At 75.0% G+C, this 16588-nt stretch carries 10 protein-coding genes and 1 tRNA gene; 10 read left to right on the top strand and 1 reads right to left on the bottom strand.

Annotated elements, in window-relative coordinates:
* Positions 1–511: 511 nt before the first annotated feature.
* The 6 genes from E4099_RS15705 to E4099_RS15680 all read left to right on the top strand — a co-directional run bounded on the left by E4099_RS15705 (position 512) and on the right by E4099_RS15680 (position 12255).
* A complete protein-coding gene (locus E4099_RS15705) occupies positions 512–4099 on the top strand; it encodes an ATP-dependent helicase (protein WP_209446632.1) in 3588 nt (1195 codons plus the stop codon).
* A gap of 376 nt (positions 4100–4475) precedes the next feature.
* Positions 4476–8498, top strand: a complete 4023-nt coding sequence (locus E4099_RS15700) for a UvrD-helicase domain-containing protein (RefSeq protein ID WP_135339680.1) — start codon at positions 4476–4478, stop codon at positions 8496–8498.
* 126 nt (positions 8499–8624) lie between these two features.
* On the top strand, positions 8625–10034 hold the full coding sequence (locus tag E4099_RS15695) for a dipeptidase (protein WP_135339679.1): 1410 nt from the start codon (positions 8625–8627) through the stop codon (positions 10032–10034).
* A 65-nt stretch (positions 10035–10099) separates the two neighbouring features.
* Entirely contained in the window at positions 10100–11032 is a 933-nt protein-coding gene (gene nudC / locus E4099_RS15690) for an NAD(+) diphosphatase (RefSeq protein ID WP_135339678.1), read from the top strand.
* Positions 11033–11134: 102 nt separating this feature from the next.
* A tRNA-Trp gene (locus tag E4099_RS15685) sits at positions 11135–11209 on the top strand.
* A gap of 209 nt (positions 11210–11418) precedes the next feature.
* Positions 11419–12255 (top strand): M55 family metallopeptidase, encoded by an 837-nt coding sequence (locus tag E4099_RS15680; RefSeq protein WP_135339681.1) that lies wholly within the window; start codon positions 11419–11421, stop codon positions 12253–12255.
* Between the two features lie 72 nt (positions 12256–12327).
* Here E4099_RS15680 and E4099_RS15675 read toward each other — a convergent pair whose 3' ends face one another.
* Positions 12328–12570 carry a mycoredoxin gene (locus E4099_RS15675; RefSeq protein WP_135339677.1) on the bottom strand — a complete coding sequence of 81 codons (243 nt, stop codon included), beginning with the start codon at positions 12568–12570 and terminating at the stop codon, positions 12328–12330.
* A gap of 249 nt (positions 12571–12819) precedes the next feature.
* Here E4099_RS15675 and E4099_RS15670 point away from each other — a divergent pair, with 249 nt between their 5' ends.
* The 4 genes from E4099_RS15670 to E4099_RS15655 all read left to right on the top strand — a co-directional run bounded on the left by E4099_RS15670 (position 12820) and on the right by E4099_RS15655 (position 16267).
* Positions 12820–15057, top strand: a complete 2238-nt coding sequence (locus E4099_RS15670) for an ATP-dependent DNA helicase UvrD2 (RefSeq protein ID WP_209446631.1) — start codon at positions 12820–12822, stop codon at positions 15055–15057.
* 142 nt (positions 15058–15199) lie between these two features.
* Positions 15200–15475: a hypothetical protein gene (locus tag E4099_RS15665; protein ID WP_135339675.1), complete on the top strand. Its 276-nt coding sequence runs from the start codon at positions 15200–15202 to the stop codon at positions 15473–15475.
* Positions 15476–15587: 112 nt separating this feature from the next.
* Complete coding sequence (locus E4099_RS15660) at positions 15588–15950, top strand: WhiB family transcriptional regulator (protein WP_135339674.1); 363 nt, start codon at positions 15588–15590, stop codon at positions 15948–15950.
* Positions 15947–16267: a hypothetical protein gene (locus tag E4099_RS15655; protein WP_135339673.1), complete on the top strand. Its 321-nt coding sequence runs from the start codon at positions 15947–15949 to the stop codon at positions 16265–16267. The genes E4099_RS15660 and E4099_RS15655 overlap by 4 nt, the downstream gene beginning before the upstream one ends.
* Positions 16268–16588: the final 321 nt, after the last annotated feature.

The raw sequence follows: 16588 nt of genomic DNA, 5'->3' as shown, positions 1-16588 counted from the left end.
GGTCCGGGACCGGTTCCCGGCGGGGTGGTGGGGCCGGCTGACGCGGTCCGCTCCGAGCGGCTGGAGTCGGTGCCGCGCCGGACGGCAGCGGCGGAGCGGTCCGGCGTGTCGGCGCGCGGCGCACGACGGCGGCTCCCGGAGGTGGAGACATCCCTCACATCCGGCAGGGCTTCGCCCTCGGGCCCGGGCACCGCACCCGTGGCCCGGCCCCCGGGCCGGTGAACGCCGGCCCGACCTGCGTCGGCCCCGTACCCACGGGGCGCGGGAGCGCGTCCGGTGGCGGCACCGGGCCCCGGGGCCTCCCGCCCGGCGTCGCGCCGCATCGCGCCGGCCGCACCGCGGACTGGCGTAGCGTCTAGGGGGCCCGGCACCGCATCCCAGCCGGCACACGGCCCGCCGTGCGCCGGCCGGTCGTCGGGCAGCGCCCGTGGCGCGCCGCGGAGCCTCACGGCCTGCCTACCGCCCGGCACGCACCGTCGTACGACACCCAGCACACCCACCAGGACCGGCGATCCACGTGAGTTCCTCCTCCTCGTCCCCAACGCGGCAGCGGCAGTCGCGGCTGGGGGTACCTCCCGGGCCGTCAGGCCCAGGGGGACCGTCCACGGGTACGTATCGACTGGTACGTACCCGGCCGGGACGGGTCACCCCTCCTGTGCTGGACGCCGCGCAGCGCGCGGTGGTCGATCACCGGACCGGTCCCCTGCTGGTGCTGGCCGGCCCGGGCACCGGCAAGACCACCACCCTGGTGGAGGCGGTCACCGAGCGGGTGCGGCGGGGCGCCGACCCCGAGCGCCTGCTGGTGCTCACCTTCAGCCGCAAGGCGGCGGTCGAACTGCGCGACCGGATGGCGGCCCGGCTGGGCGGCGTCCGCGCGCCCCGGGCCACCACCTTCCACTCCTACTGTTACGCGCTGGTCCGCGCCTACCAGGATGCCGACCTGTTCGCGGACCCGCTGCGGCTGCTCTCCGGCCCGGAACAGGACGTGGTGGTCCGCGAGCTGCTCGCCGGTCAGGCCGAGCTGGAACGCGAGGGCCGGGCATCGATCGACTGGCCCCGGGAGCTGCGTGCCTGCCTCACCACCCGCGGCTTCGCCGACGAGGTGCGCGCGGTGCTCGCCCGCAGCCGGGAGATCGGACTCGGCCCGGAGGCGCTGGGCGCCTTCGCGGCCCGTACCGGGCGGCCCGACTGGGGAGCGGCGGCCGGCTTCCTCGCGGAGTACCTCGACGTGCTCGACGCCCAGGGGGTGCTGGACTACGCGGAACTGGTGCACCGGGCGGTGCTGCTCGCCGAGCGGCCCGAGGTCGCGGCCGAGCTGGCCGGACGCTATGACGCGGTGTTCGTCGACGAGTACCAGGACACCGACGTGTCCCAGGTGCGCCTGCTGCACGCACTCGCCGGCGACTTCCGGCCGAGCCGGCGCGGCCGGACCGGGCGCGGCGGGGGTACGGGAGCGGGCTCGGGTACGGCTGCGGGAGCCGTAGGCGGTTCGGGGGCACGCGCTGAGGCGGGAGGAGGCGCGGCTACGGAGGCAGGCGCCGGTACGGGAGCCGGTGCAGACGCGGGATCGGGTGCCGCCGGCGGGCCCGGCAGGGGGTTCGGGCGGGCCCTGGTGGCCTTCGGTGACCCCGACCAGTCGATCTACGCCTTCCGTGGCGCCGACATCAACGGCATCCTCGACTTCCCCGAGGACTTCCCGCAGGCCGACGGGTCGCCCGCGCCGGTGGTGGTGCTGCGCACCTCGCGCCGCTCCGGCGCCCGGCTGCTCGCCGCCACCCGGCTGCTGACCCACCGGATGCCGCTCACCCGCCTCCCCGCCCGGGCGGTCCGGGCCCACCGCGAGCTGACCGCCACCCGGCCCGGCGGGCGAGTGGAGGTGTACACCTATCCGACGGCCGGCGCCGAGCTGGACAACATCGCCGACATCCTCCGGCGCGCCCATCTGGAAGACGGCGTGCCGTGGCGCGAGATGGCCGTGCTGGTACGCGCCGGCGGCCGGTCCCTGCCCGGCGTACGGCGGGCGCTGACCGCGGCCGGCGTACCGGTGGAGGTGGACGGCGACGACCTGCCGCTCCGCCATGAGCCGGCGGTGGCCCCGCTGCTGACCGCCCTCCGGGTCGCGGCCACGGCGGCCCTCACCGGCCACCCGGAGACGGCCTCCGGCGCCCTGGGCACCGGCCCGTCCCGGTCCGCCACCCGGACGCTCGACCCGGAGACCGCGATCACCCTGCTCACCTCCCCGCTGGGCGGGATGGACCCGGCCGACCTGCGCCGGCTGGGGCGGGCCCTGCGGGAGGAGGAGCGGGCCGCCGGGCAGGCGGTGCCCCGCCCCTCCGACACCCTGCTGGCCGAGGCGCTCGCCGAGCCCGAACGCCTGGTGGTGCATGCCGGCGGCGCGGGCCCGGCAAGCGGCGCTCCGGGGTACGCCCGGGGCGCGCACCAGCTCGGGCTGCTGCTGCGGGCCGCGCGCGAGCTGCTCGCCCGGGGCGGCACCGCGGAGGAGGCGCTCTGGCTGCTGTGGGACGGCACCACCTGGCCGCAGCGGCTGGAGCGGGCGGCGCACCGGGGCGGCGCCGCGGGCCGCAACGCCGACCGGGACCTGGACGCGGTGTGCGCGCTGTTCGAGACCGCGGCCCGGGCCGAGCAGCGCACCGGCGGGCGCGGCGCGCTCAACTTCCTCGACGAACTGGACGCCCAGGACATCGCCGCCGACACCCTCACCCGGCGCGCGGTGCGCCCCGAGGCGGTACGGCTGATGACCGCGCACCGCGCCAAGGGCCTGGAATGGCGGCTCGTCGTGGTCGCCGGGGTACAGGACGGCCTCTGGCCGGACCTGCGGCGGCGCGGCTCGCTGCTGGAGGCGGACCGCATCGGCCGGGACGGGCTGGCCGAGCCGCTGCCCCCGGGCGCGCTGCTCGCCGAGGAGCGGCGGCTGTTCTACGTGGCCGCCACCCGCGCCCGGGAGCGGCTGGTGGTCACCGCGGTCAAGGCCGCGGCCGAGGACGGCGACCAGCCCTCCCGCTTCCTGGCCGAGCTGGGAGTGGAGCCCGTCGACGTCACCCAGCGTCCGCGCCGCCCGCTGTCGGTGGCCGCCCTCGTCGCCGAGCTGCGCGCCACCACCGTCGACCCGGCGGCCTCCGAGGCGCTGCGGGACGCCGCCGCCCGGCGGCTGGCCAAACTGGCCGCGCTCCGGGACGACGAGGGCCAGCCCCTGGTACCCGCCGCGCACCCCTACCGCTGGTGGGGGCTGGACGAGCCGACCCGCAGCCGGGTCCCGCTGCGCGACCGCGACCAGCCCCTGGCACTCAGCGGCAGCGCCCTGGACCAGCTGGTCAACACCTGCTCGCTCCAGTGGTTCCTGGGCCGCGAGGTACGGGCCGACGAGCCCGCCACCACGGCCCAGGGCTTCGGCAACGTGCTGCACGTACTGGCCGACGAGGTGGCCTCCGGCCGCACCCCGGCCGACCTGGCGGCGCTGCTGGAGCGGCTGGACTCGGTGTGGGACGCGCTGGCCTTCGAGGCCCCCTGGAAGTCGCGGCAGGAGAAGGAGAACGCCCGCGCCGCCCTGGAGCGCTTCGTCCGCTGGCACGTGATGGAGCGCGGCGGCCGCACCCCGGTCGCCACCGAGCACGGCTTCGACCTCACCCTGCAGGCCGGCGACTACGCGGTACGCATCCGGGGCAGCATGGACCGCGTCGAGGCGGACCCGGCCGGCCGGGCCTATGTGGTCGACTTCAAGACCGGTCGGCAGCCGCTCACCAAGGACGCCGTGGCCCGCCACCCGCAGCTCGCGGTCTACCAGCTGGCGGTGCGCGAGGGCGCGGTGGACGGGCTCTTCGACGGCGCCCGGCCCGAGCCCGGCGGCGCCGAACTCGTCCAGCTGCGGCAGCCGGCCGCCAAGAAGGACGGCGGCGAGGGCGTACCCAGGGTGCAGACCCAGAGCCCGGAGGAGGGCCGGGAGGTCGGCGCCCTGCTCGCCGAGGCGGCGGCCCGGGTACTGGACGAACGCTTCACCCCGAGCACCGGCGAGCACTGCGGGCGCTGCGCCTTCCGCGCCTCCTGCAGCGCCCGGCCCGAGGGCCGGCACGTGGTCGAGTGAGCCCCTTTTCTGTGGCCCGGTTCACCTCCGGGCACTTTGATCCTCCCCCAGCCGACGGTTGCCGTCGCACGGTTGCTCGTTCCTCGCGCCCTCCTCGTCCGCCCTTTCGGCACCGGCGCGCCCTTCGGCTCACTCACCGCCGGAGACGGGGGCACCGGAAGGCCCAACGGGGTGACCGCCGGCCGGCTCGGTTCCCTCCGGGCGCTTCGGGCCGGTGCCGGGCCCGGCCGGCGGCCCCGGGTACACGGTGCCGGGCCGCTGCCGGGGTGAAGCGGTCGACAGCCCGGCGCACACCGTGCCGAGCCGCCACCGGTGTGGGGCGGCCGACAGTCCGGCGCCACCCGGAATGTCGGCGGACCCCGTTAACCTCACTGGGGTGGCACCACGCATCACCGATCCCGAGCAGCTCAAGGAGCTCCTCGGCATCCCCTTCACCCCGGAGCAGACGGCCTGCATCACCGCACCCCTCGCCCCGCAGGTGATCGTGGCGGGAGCCGGTTCCGGGAAGACCACGGTGATGGCCGCGCGGGTGGTGTGGCTGGTCGGCACCGGGCAGGTCGCCCCCGAGCAGGTGCTCGGCCTGACCTTCACCAACAAGGCCGCCGGGGAGCTGGCCGAGCGGGTCCGCACCGCGCTGGTACGGGCCGGAGTCACGCCCGAGACCGCCGACCTCGACCCGGACCGCGCCGAGGGCGAACCGCGGATCTCCACCTACCACGCCTTCGCCGGACAGCTGCTCAAGGACCACGGGCTGCGGGTGGGCCTGGAGCCCACCGCCCGGCTGCTCGCCGACGCCACCCGCTTCCAGCTGGCCGCACGGGTACTGCGCGGCGCCCCCGGCCCGTACCCCGCCCTCACCCGCCCCTTCGCCGACCTGGTCACCGACCTGCTGGCACTGGACGGCGAACTCTCCGAGCACCTGGTACCGCCCGACCGGCTGCGGGCCCACGACACCGCGCTGCTGACCGAGCTGAGCGGCGTCAAGCTGACCAACGAGGCGCTGCGCAAGGTGCCCGAGACCGCCCGCGCCCGGCTTGAGCTGCTGGAGCTGGTGGAGTCCTACCGCGCCGAGAAGCGCGGCCGGGACCTGCTGGACTTCGGCGACCAGATCGCGCTCTCCGCCACCCTGGCACTGGAGCGGCCGGAGGTCGGGCGGCTGCTGCGGCAGGAGTTCGCGGTGGTGCTGCTGGACGAGTACCAGGACACCTCCGTCGCCCAGCGGCTGCTGCTGGCCGGGCTCTTCGGCAAGGGCTCCGACCCCGGCGGAGCCCCCGGCGAGGGCACCGGGCACCCGGTCACCGCGGTCGGCGACCCCTGCCAGGCCATCTACGGCTGGCGGGGCGCCTCGGTGGCCAACCTGGACGACTTCCCCGAGCACTTCCCCCACCCCGACGGACGCCCGGCACGGCGCCACGCGCTCAGCGAGAACCGGCGCAGCGGCGGCCGGCTGCTGGCGCTCGCCAACACCCTCGCCGCCCCGCTGCGCGCCCGTCACGCCGGCGTGGAGGCGCTGCGCCCGGCGCCCGGCGCGGAGGGCGACGGGCTGGTGCGCTGCGCGCTGCTGCCCACCCACGCCGAGGAGCTGGCCTGGCTCGCCGACCACATCGCCCACCTGGTGCGCACCGGCACCCCGGCCGGCGAGATCGCGGTGCTCTGCCGCACCGCCACCGACTTCGCCGAGATCCAGGGCGCCCTGGTGGAACGGGACGTGCCGGTCGAGGTGGTCGGCCTGTCCGGACTGCTGCACCTGCCCGAGGTCGCCGACCTGGTGGCGGTCTGCGAGGTGCTCCAGGACCCCTCGGCCAACGCCGCCCTGGTCCGGCTGCTCACCGGACCGCGCTGGCGCATCGGCCCCCGCGACCTGGCCCTGCTCGGCCGCCGCGCCCGCCTGCTGGTGCGCCACCGCACCGATGACGGTCCCGACGACGACCCGGACCGGCGGCTGGCCGAGGCGGTGGAGGGCGTCGACCCCGCCGAACTGATCTCGCTGGCCGACGCCCTGGACACCTTCCTCACCTCCGGAGCCACCGGCGGCGAGGATGACGGACTGCCCTTCTCCTCCGAGGCCAGGGTGCGCTTCGCCCGCCTCGCCGCCGAACTCCGCGAGCTGCGCCGCGCGCTGGGCGATCCGCTGCTCGACGTCCTGCACCGGGTGCTCGCCGTCACCGGACTCGAGGTGGAGCTGTCCGCCTCACCGCACGCACTGGCCGCGCGCCGCCGGGAGACCCTGCGCAACTTCCTCGACGTCGCCGCCGACTTCGCCGCCCTGGACGGTGAGGCCACCCTGTTGGCCTTCCTCGGCTTCCTGCGCACCGCCGTCCAGTACGAGAAGGGGCTGGACAACGCCCTGCCCGGCGGGGAGGACACCGTCAAGGTGCTCACCGCGCACAAGTCCAAGGGCCTGGAGTGGGACGTGGTCGCGGTGCCCGGGCTGGTCGCCCGGCAGTTCCCCAGCGAACAGGCCCGCGAGGCATGGACCTCCAGTGCCAAGGTGCTGCCGCACGCCCTGCGCGGGGACGCCGCCACCCTGCCGGACGTCCAGGAGTGGCACAGCAAGGGCATGGCCGCCTTCCGCGAGGAGATGAAGGAGCACCAGCGCACCGAGGAGCTGCGCCTGGGCTATGTCACCTTCACCCGGCCCCGTTCGCTGCTGCTCGGCTCCGGGCACTGGTGGGGACCCACCCAGAAGAAGCCGCGCGGCCCCTCCGACTTCCTTCAGGCGCTGCGCGCGCACTGCGAGTCCGGGGCCGGGCACGGCGAGGTCGAGGTCTGGGCCGACGCCCCGGAGGACGGGGCGGAGAACCCGGCCCTGCACGCCGCGGCCACCGCCGACCGCACCTGGCCGCTGCCCCTGGACCCCGACGCCCTCGCCCGCCGCCGCCGCGCCGCCGAGGCGGTGTTCCGGTATCTGAACGGCGCGGACGGCGTGGACGGAGCGGTTCCGGCCGGGCGGACGGGCCGGGCCGGCAGCCCGGCGCCGGTGGCGGGCGGACCGGAGGCACGGCCGGAGCATCGGGCGCCGGCGGACCGTCCGGCGCCGGCCGGCCTCGGCGACCTCCCGGACGACCTGTGGCCCGAGGAGCACGCCCCGGCCGAGGACGACGCCTGGCGGCAGGAGCACGCCCCCGCCGACGAGGACCTGTGGCCCGAGGAGCACGCCCCCGCCGAGGAGGACGCCTGGCTGGACGAGCACACCCCCGCCGAGGACCCGTGGCCCGAGGAGGACACCTGGCCCGGCGAGGACCCATGGGGTGAGGAGGAGACCGGGCTCGACGCGGAGTCCCAGGGCGGCGGCGCACCGGCGGCGGACACCCCGCCCGGGCAGCGCCCCGGGGCCACCGTCGATCGGCTCGCGCGGCACCCGTACCCGGAATCCGCCGAGGGGACCCGCGGCCCGGCTCCGGACGGTGCCACGGTGCCGGCCCCCCGCCGCCCGCTCACCGATGCCGCGCCCGACGAGGGGCTGCCGACGGATTCCGTACCGCCGGCCGACGCTCCGTACGACGACGAGCCGCCCTCGGACGGTGCCCCCCGCGGCGGCCGGGTGGAGGCCGGTACCGCGTCCCGCGCCGGTCGTCCGGACGACGGGGGACTGCCGACGGACTCCGTACCGCTCGCGGGCACCCCGCACGACGCGGGGCTGCCGACAGGTTCCGCACCGCCCGCCGACGCCATGGCGCCGGGGCGTGACCCGCTGGTTCCGGAGGAGGCGCGGCTTGTCGAGTCCTGGGACCGGGACCTGGACGCGCTCGCCGGGGAGTTGCGGCGTGCCCGCGCCACCGTGCGGGAGGTGCCGCTGCCCGCGGTGCTCAGCGCCTCACAGCTGCTGCGGCTGGCCGCCGACCCGGACGGCTTCGCCCAGGAGCTGGCCCGGCCGATGCCGCGTCCGCCGCAGCCCGCGGCCCGGCGCGGCACCCGCTTCCACGCCTGGGTGGAGTCCCGCTTCGAGGAGCTTCCGCTGCCCCTGCTCGGCCCGGACGAGCTGCCGGGCGGTGCGGAGGACGAGCCGGAGATCGCCGACGAGCGGGATCTGGCCGCGCTCAAGGAGGCGTTCGCCCGCACCCCGTACGCCCAGCGCACGCCCTACCGAGTGGAGGCGCCGTTCCACCTGCTGCTCGCGGGGCGCATGATCCGCGGCCGTATCGACGCCGTGTACCGGGAACGCGGGCCCGCGGGCGACCGGTACGAGATCGTCGACTGGAAGACCGGCCGTTCCTTCGACGGCGACCCGCTCCAGCTGGCCATCTACCGGCTGGCCTGGGCCGAGCAGCGCGGGGTGCCGCTCTCCGCGGTGGACGCCGGCTTCCTCTATGTACGCAGCGGGGAGCTGGTCCGCCCCTCCGGGCTGCCGGACCGGGCGGAGCTGGAGCGCATCCTGACCGGTGAGGCCGACGGGTGAGCCGCGGCGGAGACCGGGGCCCGGCGGAGTTCCGCGGGCTGTCTCCAGGCAGGGCGCCGCACGGGGCGACGAGCACCACACGGACCCCGGCGCAGTCGGCCACTTTGGCCGGATAGGCTCGGAGCCATGAGCGACACCCCGGACAACGCCGTCCGCGCCTTCGTCGAAGGCCACCGCGCCACCTTCCTCGACGACCTCGCCGAGTGGCTGCGCATCCCCTCCGTCTCGGCCGACCCCGGCCGGGCCGAGGACGTGCGGCGCAGCGCCGGCTGGCTGGCGGACAAGCTGACCGCGACCGGCTTCCCGACCGTGGAGGTCTGGGAGACCGCGGGGGCCCCGGCGGTGTTCGCCCACTGGCCGTCCGGCGACCCCGGGGCGCCGACCGTACTGGTCTACGGGCACCACGACGTGCAGCCCGCGGCCCGCGAGGACGGCTGGCACACCGACCCCTTCGAGCCGGTCGTCACCGATGGCCGGATGTACGCCCGCGGCGCCGCCGACGACAAGGGGCAGGTGTTCTTCCACACCCTCGGCGTACGGGCGCACCTGGCCGCCACCGGCCGCACCGCCCCCGCCGTCAACCTCAAGCTGCTGATCGAGGGCGAGGAGGAGTCCGGCTCGCCGAACTTCCCCGACCTGGTACGCGCCCACGCCGACCGCCTCGCCTGCGACACGGTGATCGTCTCCGACACCGGCATGTGGGCCGCGGACACCCCGACCGTGTGCACCGGGATGCGCGGTCTCACCGACTGCCAGATCGACCTGTACGGGCCGGACCAGGACATCCACTCCGGTTCCTTCGGCGGCGCGGTGCCCAACCCGGCCCTGGAGGCCGCCCGGCTGGCCGCCGCGCTCCACGACGACGACCGCAAGGTGGCGATACCCGGCTTCTACGACGGAGTCGTGGAGCTGACCGAGCGTGAGCGGGAGCTCTTCGCCGAGCTGCCCTTCGACGAGGCGGGCTGGCTGCGTACCGCGCACTCGCACGCCGCGCTGGGCGAGGCCGGGCACACCACCCTGGAACGCATCTGGGCCCGGCCCACCGCCGAGGTCAACGGCATCGGCGGGGGCTACCAGGGGCCCGGCGGCAAGACCATCGTCCCCGCCGCCGCCCAGCTCAAGCTCTCCTTCCGGCTGGTGGCCGGGCAGGACGGGGAGGCCGTGCAGAAGGCGGTGCGCGCCTGGGTCGCCGAGCGGTTGCCGGCCGGCATCCGGCACGAGATCACCTTCTGGGGCGCGACCCGGCCCTGCCTGACCCCGCTGGACCACCCGGCGCTGCAGTCCGTGGTGCGGGCCATGGGCCGGGCCTTCGGACAGCGGATCCGCTTCACCCGCGAAGGCGGCTCCGGTCCCGCCGCCGACCTCCAGGACGTGCTCGGGGTCCCGGTGCTGTTCCTGGGCATCTCGGTGCCGTCCGACGGCTGGCACGCGCCGAACGAGAAGGTCGAGCTGGACCTGCTGATGAAGGGCGTGGAGACCAGCGCGTACCTGTGGGGAGACCTGGCCGAGAACTGGCGCCCCGCGCCCACCGCCTAGCGGCGGCGCCGCCGCGGCGCGGCACACCGTACAGAGACGTTTGTCAGAGGGGGAGTTGGAAGCACGTGACCACCTGGACAGCACACACCGCCGAGCCGATCGTCCTGACCAGTGACAGCGGCATCGACCGTGCCGCCCACCACCGGCTGGACGAGGCATGGCTGGCCGCGGCGTGGAGCCACCCCACCACGCGCGTCTTCGTGGTCTCGGGCGGGCAGGCCCTGGTCGACGACACTCCGGACGGCCGCACCGAACTGGTCATGACCCCGGCCTTCGAGGCCCCGCCCACCGAGACCCACCGCTACTTCCTGGGCACCGACGCCGAGGGGGTGCGCTACTTCGCGGTGCAGAAGGACTCGCTGCCCGGCCGCATCGACCAGTCGGCACGCCCCGCCGGCCTGCGCGAGGTCGGCGCGCTGCTGTCCGCGCAGGACGCCGGGCTGCTGGCGCACGCGGTCGCGCTGGAGAACTGGCAGCGGATGCACCGCTTCTGCTCACGCTGCGGTGAGCGCACGATGATCGAGGCGGCCGGCCACGTCCGGCGCTGCCCCGCCTGCGGCGCGGAGCACTACCCGCGCACCGACCCCGCCGTGATCATGCTGGTCACCGACGACCAGGACCGGGCGCTGCTGGGCCGCCAGATGCACTGGCCGGAGGGGCGCTTCTCCACCCTGGCCGGGTTCGTCGAGCCGGGGGAGTCCATCGAGCAGGCCGTGGTCCGGGAGGTGGCGGAGGAGGTCGGCGTCGCCATCGCCGAGGTGGAGTACGTGGGCAGCCAGCCGTGGCCGTTCCCATCCAGCCTGATGCTGGGCTTCATGGCGCGGGCCGGCTCCTCGGAGATCCAGGTGGACGGCGAGGAGATCCACGAGGCGCGCTGGTTCTCCCGTGAGGAGCTGCGGGCCGCGTTCGCCTCCGGCGAGGTACTGCCCCCGTCCGGCATCTCGATCGCGGCTCACCTGGTGACCCGCTGGTACGGCGAACCCCTGCCGCAGGCCTGAGGCCCGTCGCCGCTGGACGAGCCCCGGTGCCGAGCCGGGGCCGTGCGGTGCCGTCGCGGCCGTGTGTTCCGGCCGTGCCGTGGCTAGGATGTCGGGCCGGGCGGAGCCGTAGCGCAGAGGTCGTCGCGCGCGGTCTCCAAAACCGCGAGGACGCCGGTTCGAATCCGGCCGGCTGCGCCCACCCCGCTTCCCGGGGCCGCGCCGCCACCGGGCCACCTCCGGACGGCGAGCCCCGGCCGGTCGCCTACCGAAGCCCGGTCACTCCGCGCAAGCCGTTCGGTTTTGGCCGAGAACTCCCCACCGCGCGCGGCCACCGCCCCGCCATGATGGCAAGGTCGTGATCGTCAGTCTGCTGAGGCCGGACGGCCGGAGTGGGGTACGCGGACGTGCGGGTGTACATCAGCGCGGACATGGAGGGCGCCACCGGACTGGTGGGCGCCCATGACGTACAGCCGGGCGCGCCGGACTACGAGCACGGCCGGGCCATGATGACCGAGGACGTGAACGCGGCCGTACGCGGCGCCCTTTCGGCCGGGGCCACCCGAGTGCTGGTCAACGACGCGCACGGCTCCATGCGGAACATGCTGGCGCACCGGTTGCACCCGCGGGCCGAGCTGGTCAGGGGCAAACCGAAGCGGATGGGGATGCTCGAAGGGCTGGACGGCTCCTTCGACGCGGTGATGTGCGTCGGATACCACGCGCGCGCCGGTGCCCTGGGCGTGCTGAGCCACAGCTTTATGGGCCATGAGATCGAGGACATGTGGCTGGACGACCGGCCCATGGGCGAGTTCGGATTCGTCCACGCCACCTCCACCGCGCTCGGGGTGCCCGTGGTCATGCTCTCCGGGGACGACGCGGCCTGCGAGGAGGCGACCGCCTGGGACGCCCGGGTCGTCACGGCCCCGGTGAAATACGCCCGGGACCGCTTCAGCGCCCGACTGCGGCCGGTCGCCGAGGCGCGCGGGGCGATCGAGCAAGCCGCCGCCGAAGGCGCCGGCCGGGCGGCCTCCCAGGGGCGGCCACCGGGCACGGACGCTCCGGCGACGTTGGCGGTGCGCTGGCAGTCGGCCACCGTCGCCGCTCAGCTCGAAGCGATCCCCGGAGCCGTACTGCGCGACTCGCGCACCATCGAGGTGGCCGGGCCCGTCCCGGGGCTCTTCCGACTCTTCGGCCTCTTCATGCGGGTCGCGGCCTCGATCACCGACCAGCAGCCGTACTGCTGAGCGGCCAGGGCGCCGCGACCACGACGAGGCCCCCGCCGAGAAGTCCCGACGAGGGCCCGCGCACCCCGCCGATCAGACGCCCAGCGCCTGCTTGACCTGGGCCAGCGAGGGGTTGGTCAGGGTGGAACCGTCGGGGAAGAGCACCGTCGGGACCGTCTGGTTGCCGCCGTTCGCCTTCTCGACGAAGGCCGCCGACTCCGGGTCCTGCTCGATGTTGACCTCGACGTACGAGATCCCCTCGCGGTCGAGCTGGGTCTTCAGCCGGCGGCAGTAGCCGCACCAGGTGGTGCTGTACATCGTCACGGTGCCCGACATCGGTCCTCGCGCTCCTCAGGGTCTGGAGTGCCTCGCGGCATGGTTTCAGTGGTCCAACGCACACCGGGCCCCGACCATTCCCGGTGTGACTCCCGCCTCCTCGGCACACCGCCGACCGAGGCCCGGGACGGCCGTGACCAGGACCGCTCTCCTGGGGCATGCCGTGTGAAACGGTATTAGTACGACCGCGCCCGCGCGGTTGTGGACAACCAGAGCCGGCCCGCTCCGCGAACCTGGCAGCATGGCGGGGTGACAGCAGCAACGCCTCCCACCCTGTTCCCTCGGGCCACAGCGGCGAGCGAGTACGCGGATCCGCCGCGGGACGCCGACGCGGTGCTCGACGGGCTCGACCCGGAGCAGCGCGAGGTCGCCCTCGCCCTGCACGGGCCGGTGTGCGTGCTGGCCGGCGCGGGCACCGGCAAGACCCGTGCGATCACCCACCGGATCGCCTACGGGGTGCGCGCCGGCATCCTGCAGCCCGCCAGCGTGCTGGCGGTCACCTTCACCAACCGTGCGGCGGGCGAGATGCGCGGCCGGCTGCGGCAGCTCGGCGCCGGCGGGGTGCAGGCCCGCACCTTCCACTCGGCCGCGCTGCGCCAGCTCCAGTACTTCTGGCCGAAGGCGGTCGGGGGAGAGCTGCCCCGGCTGGCCGAGCGCAAGGTGCAGCTCGTCGCCGAGGCCGCCGCCCGCGCCCGGATCCGGCTCGACCGCAACGAGCTGCGCGATGTCACCGGTGAGATCGAATGGGCCAAGGTCACCCAGACGGTGCCCGAGGACTACCCGGCCGCGGCGGCCCTGGCCGGCCGCCAGGCACCCCGGGACGCGGCCGAGATCGCCCGGATCTACGGCGGCTACGAGCAGCTCAAGCGCGACCGCGGCGTGATCGACTTCGAGGACGTGCTGCTGCTCACGGTCGGTGTGCTGCAGGACCGCCCGGACATCGCCGACCAGGTCCGCGGTCAGTACCAGCACTTCGTGGTCGACGAGTACCAGGACGTCAGCCCGCTCCAGCAGCGGCTGCTGGAGCTGTGGCTGGGCGACCGGGACAACCTGTGCGTGGTCGGCGACGCCAGCCAGACCATCTACTCCTTCACCGGCGCCACTCCGGACCACCTGATCGACTTCCGCAGGCGGCACCCGGGTGCCACCGTGGTCCGGCTGATCCGCGACTACCGCTCCACCCCCCAGGTGGTGCACCTGGCCAACGGTCTGCTGGCGCAGGCCCGCGGCCGGGCCGCCGAGCACCGGCTGGAGCTGGTCTCCCAGCGCGAGCCCGGGCCCGAGCCCGAGTACACCGAACACCCGGACGAGCCTGCCGAGGCCGAGGGCACCGCCCGCCGGATCAGGGAGCTCATCGCCGCCGGGGTGAGCCCCGGCGAGATCGCGGTGCTCTATCGGGTCAACGCCCAGTCCGAGCTCTACGAGCAGGCGCTGGCCGACGCCGGAGTGCCCTACCAGCTGCGCGGCGCCGAGCGCTTCTTCGAGCGGCCCGAGGTGCGGGAGGCCGGGCTGCTGCTGCGCGGCGCGGCCCGCGCCGGCGGCAGCGATCCGGCGCTGGACGACGCGGACCTCGCCTCCCAGGTGCGGGCCGTCCTGGGCACCCGCGGCTGGACCCCGGAGCCCCCCGCGGGCTCGGGCGCGGTGCGGGAGCGCTGGGAGTCCCTGGCCGCGCTGGTGCGGCTGGCCGAGGACTTCGCGCGCGCCCGGCCCGGCGCGGGCCTCGCCGACCTCGTCGCGGAGCTGGACCAGCGCGCCGCCGTCCAGCACGCCCCCACCGTCGACGGTGTGACGCTGGCCTCACTGCACGCGGCCAAGGGCCTGGAGTGGGACGCGGTGTTCCTGGTCGGACTGACCGAGGGCATGATGCCGATCACCTACGCCAAGACCGATCAGCAGATCGAGGAGGAGCGGCGGCTGCTCTATGTGGGGGTCACCCGTGCGCGCCGCCATCTGGCGCTGTCCTGGTCACTCTCCCGGGCGCCGGGCGGCCGGCCCAACCGCCGCCCCAGCCGCTTCCTCAACGGGCTGCGGCCGGGCTCCGGCGGCAGCCGCGGAAGCGGGGGCCGCGCTCTCACCGCGACCGGGGCCGGGGCCGGGGCCGTGGCGGGCGTCGAACGGGCCGCGAGTCGGCCGCGGGGGCGCCGGGCCCCGGTCCGCTGCCGGGTGTGCGGCCGCACCCTCACCGACGCGGGCGAGATCAAGCTGATGCGCTGTGAGGACTGCCCCTGCGAGCTGGACGAGGCGCTCTACGAGCGGCTGCGGGACTGGCGCGCCGAGCGAGCCCGGGACCTGGGCCAGCCCGCCTACTGCGTCTTCACCGACAAGACCCTGCTCGCGATCGCGGAGGCCGTCCCGGGAACCGCCTCCGAGCTGTCCGGCATCTCAGGAGTGGGAAGGCGGAAGCTCGACTCCTTCGGCGCCGACGTCCTCGCGCTCTGCGCCGGTGGCGAGTTTGCGGACACCGCGCAAGACGCGACGGAAAAATAGTTTGCGCGCGCGGAGCGCATACCCATAGCCTTCCGAGCACGGAGACAACGGGCTTCCGAGTTCCGATGGATCCGTGCTGTACTGAACACGCATGGACTGATGAAGATCAGTCCCCTAAGACGCCGAAAGGAGGCGGATTCCCATGGAGAGCATCATCAAGACCATCAAAATGGCCGATCGCCCGGTCATGTCCGCCTGCCTGCTCGGCTCTTCGCTCAACCTTCGGGGCACCGGTCTGTCCGGCGCCGTGGAAGCGCGTTTCAGCGAGCGACCGACCCAGGCACCTGCGGTAGCAGCAGTGGCTAAGGCGAATGCCTATGCCTTTGCGGCGGCAGCCAATGGTGCCGGGTCCCAGCAGACGCAGCACCACACGATGTGGGCCTTCCGTGGGCTCGATACCTGGAGTTATCCAGCCTGATCGTTGATCAGGTCGGCACCTTCCAGGGCCGCGGAACCCACACCGGGATCCGCGGCCCTTTTGATTTCCCAGCGCCGGCCACAAGCCGGCACAAGAGACGAGGAACACACCCGTGCAACTCAAGGCACACACCCCGTCCGTGTCGACCGACCTGATCCCCCCGCCCGATCCCTCGGAGGATTCCTTGACTTCCCCCACCGCCCTCACCGTGCTCGACGACGCCATCGAGAACCTGGGCGTAGCCGTCCCGTGCCGCTCCTACGACCCGGAGGTCTTCTTCGCCGAGTCGCCGGCCGACGTGGAGTACGCCAAGTCGCTCTGCCAGACCTGCCCGCTCCGCGAGGCCTGCCTCGCCGGGGCCAAGGACCGTCGCGAGCCGTGGGGCGTCTGGGGTGGCGAGCTGTTCGTCCAGGGTGTCGTCGTTGCCCGCAAGCGGCCCCGTGGCCGTCCGCGCAAGAACCCGGTCTCGGCATGATCACCGCCGGCACGATCGACCGACCCGCGACGCACGACCCCATGAAGCAGGACCCGACCATGACGCCGTCCACCAACGAACCGGACCTCCGCAGCACCACCCGCACCACCGGCGCGATCGCCTCGCGCCAGAACAGGACCCGTGAGATGCAACTCATTCCAGAAGCCCTGGCGCGTGCGCATATGCGCGACCGCCTGAGCGAAGCCGAGTCCGAACGCCGGGCCGCCCGGCTCGCCGCGGCCCGCCGGATGCAGCGCCGGGCCGAGCGCGCCTCGCTCCGCGCCCGCCGCGCCCTGGCCATGGCGGTCATGCACTGACCCAGGCAGACGCGTGCCGGCCCGGCCGCCACCGGACCGCCGTCAGGAACGGACAACGGCACAGCGCACCTCGTCGGAGGGGCCGGTTCACCGAACCGGCCCCTCCGGTCTGTCCACGCCCGCCACCGACCTGCCCCGTGGCCGCCCCGCCCATGGGTGACCACCGGAATGGTGGCCCGGCCCCGGGAATCGTGCCTGGCCCGGGCCACCCACGAAAACGGGCCGCCGCGCCGGCCTCTGTCCGCGAGGGGGACGAGACGCGAGGGCGACGAGAGGGGAGACGAGCGGGGGAGGCGCGGAGGTGAGGGAGGGTGCCGGTGG

The sequence above is a fragment of the Streptomyces palmae genome (genome assembly GCF_004684805.1).
Taxonomy (GTDB): Bacteria; Actinomycetota; Actinomycetes; order Streptomycetales; family Streptomycetaceae; genus Streptomyces; species Streptomyces palmae.
Note: the sequence above shows the minus strand (reverse complement) of the source record. Positions and strands in the feature narration are given on the sequence as shown.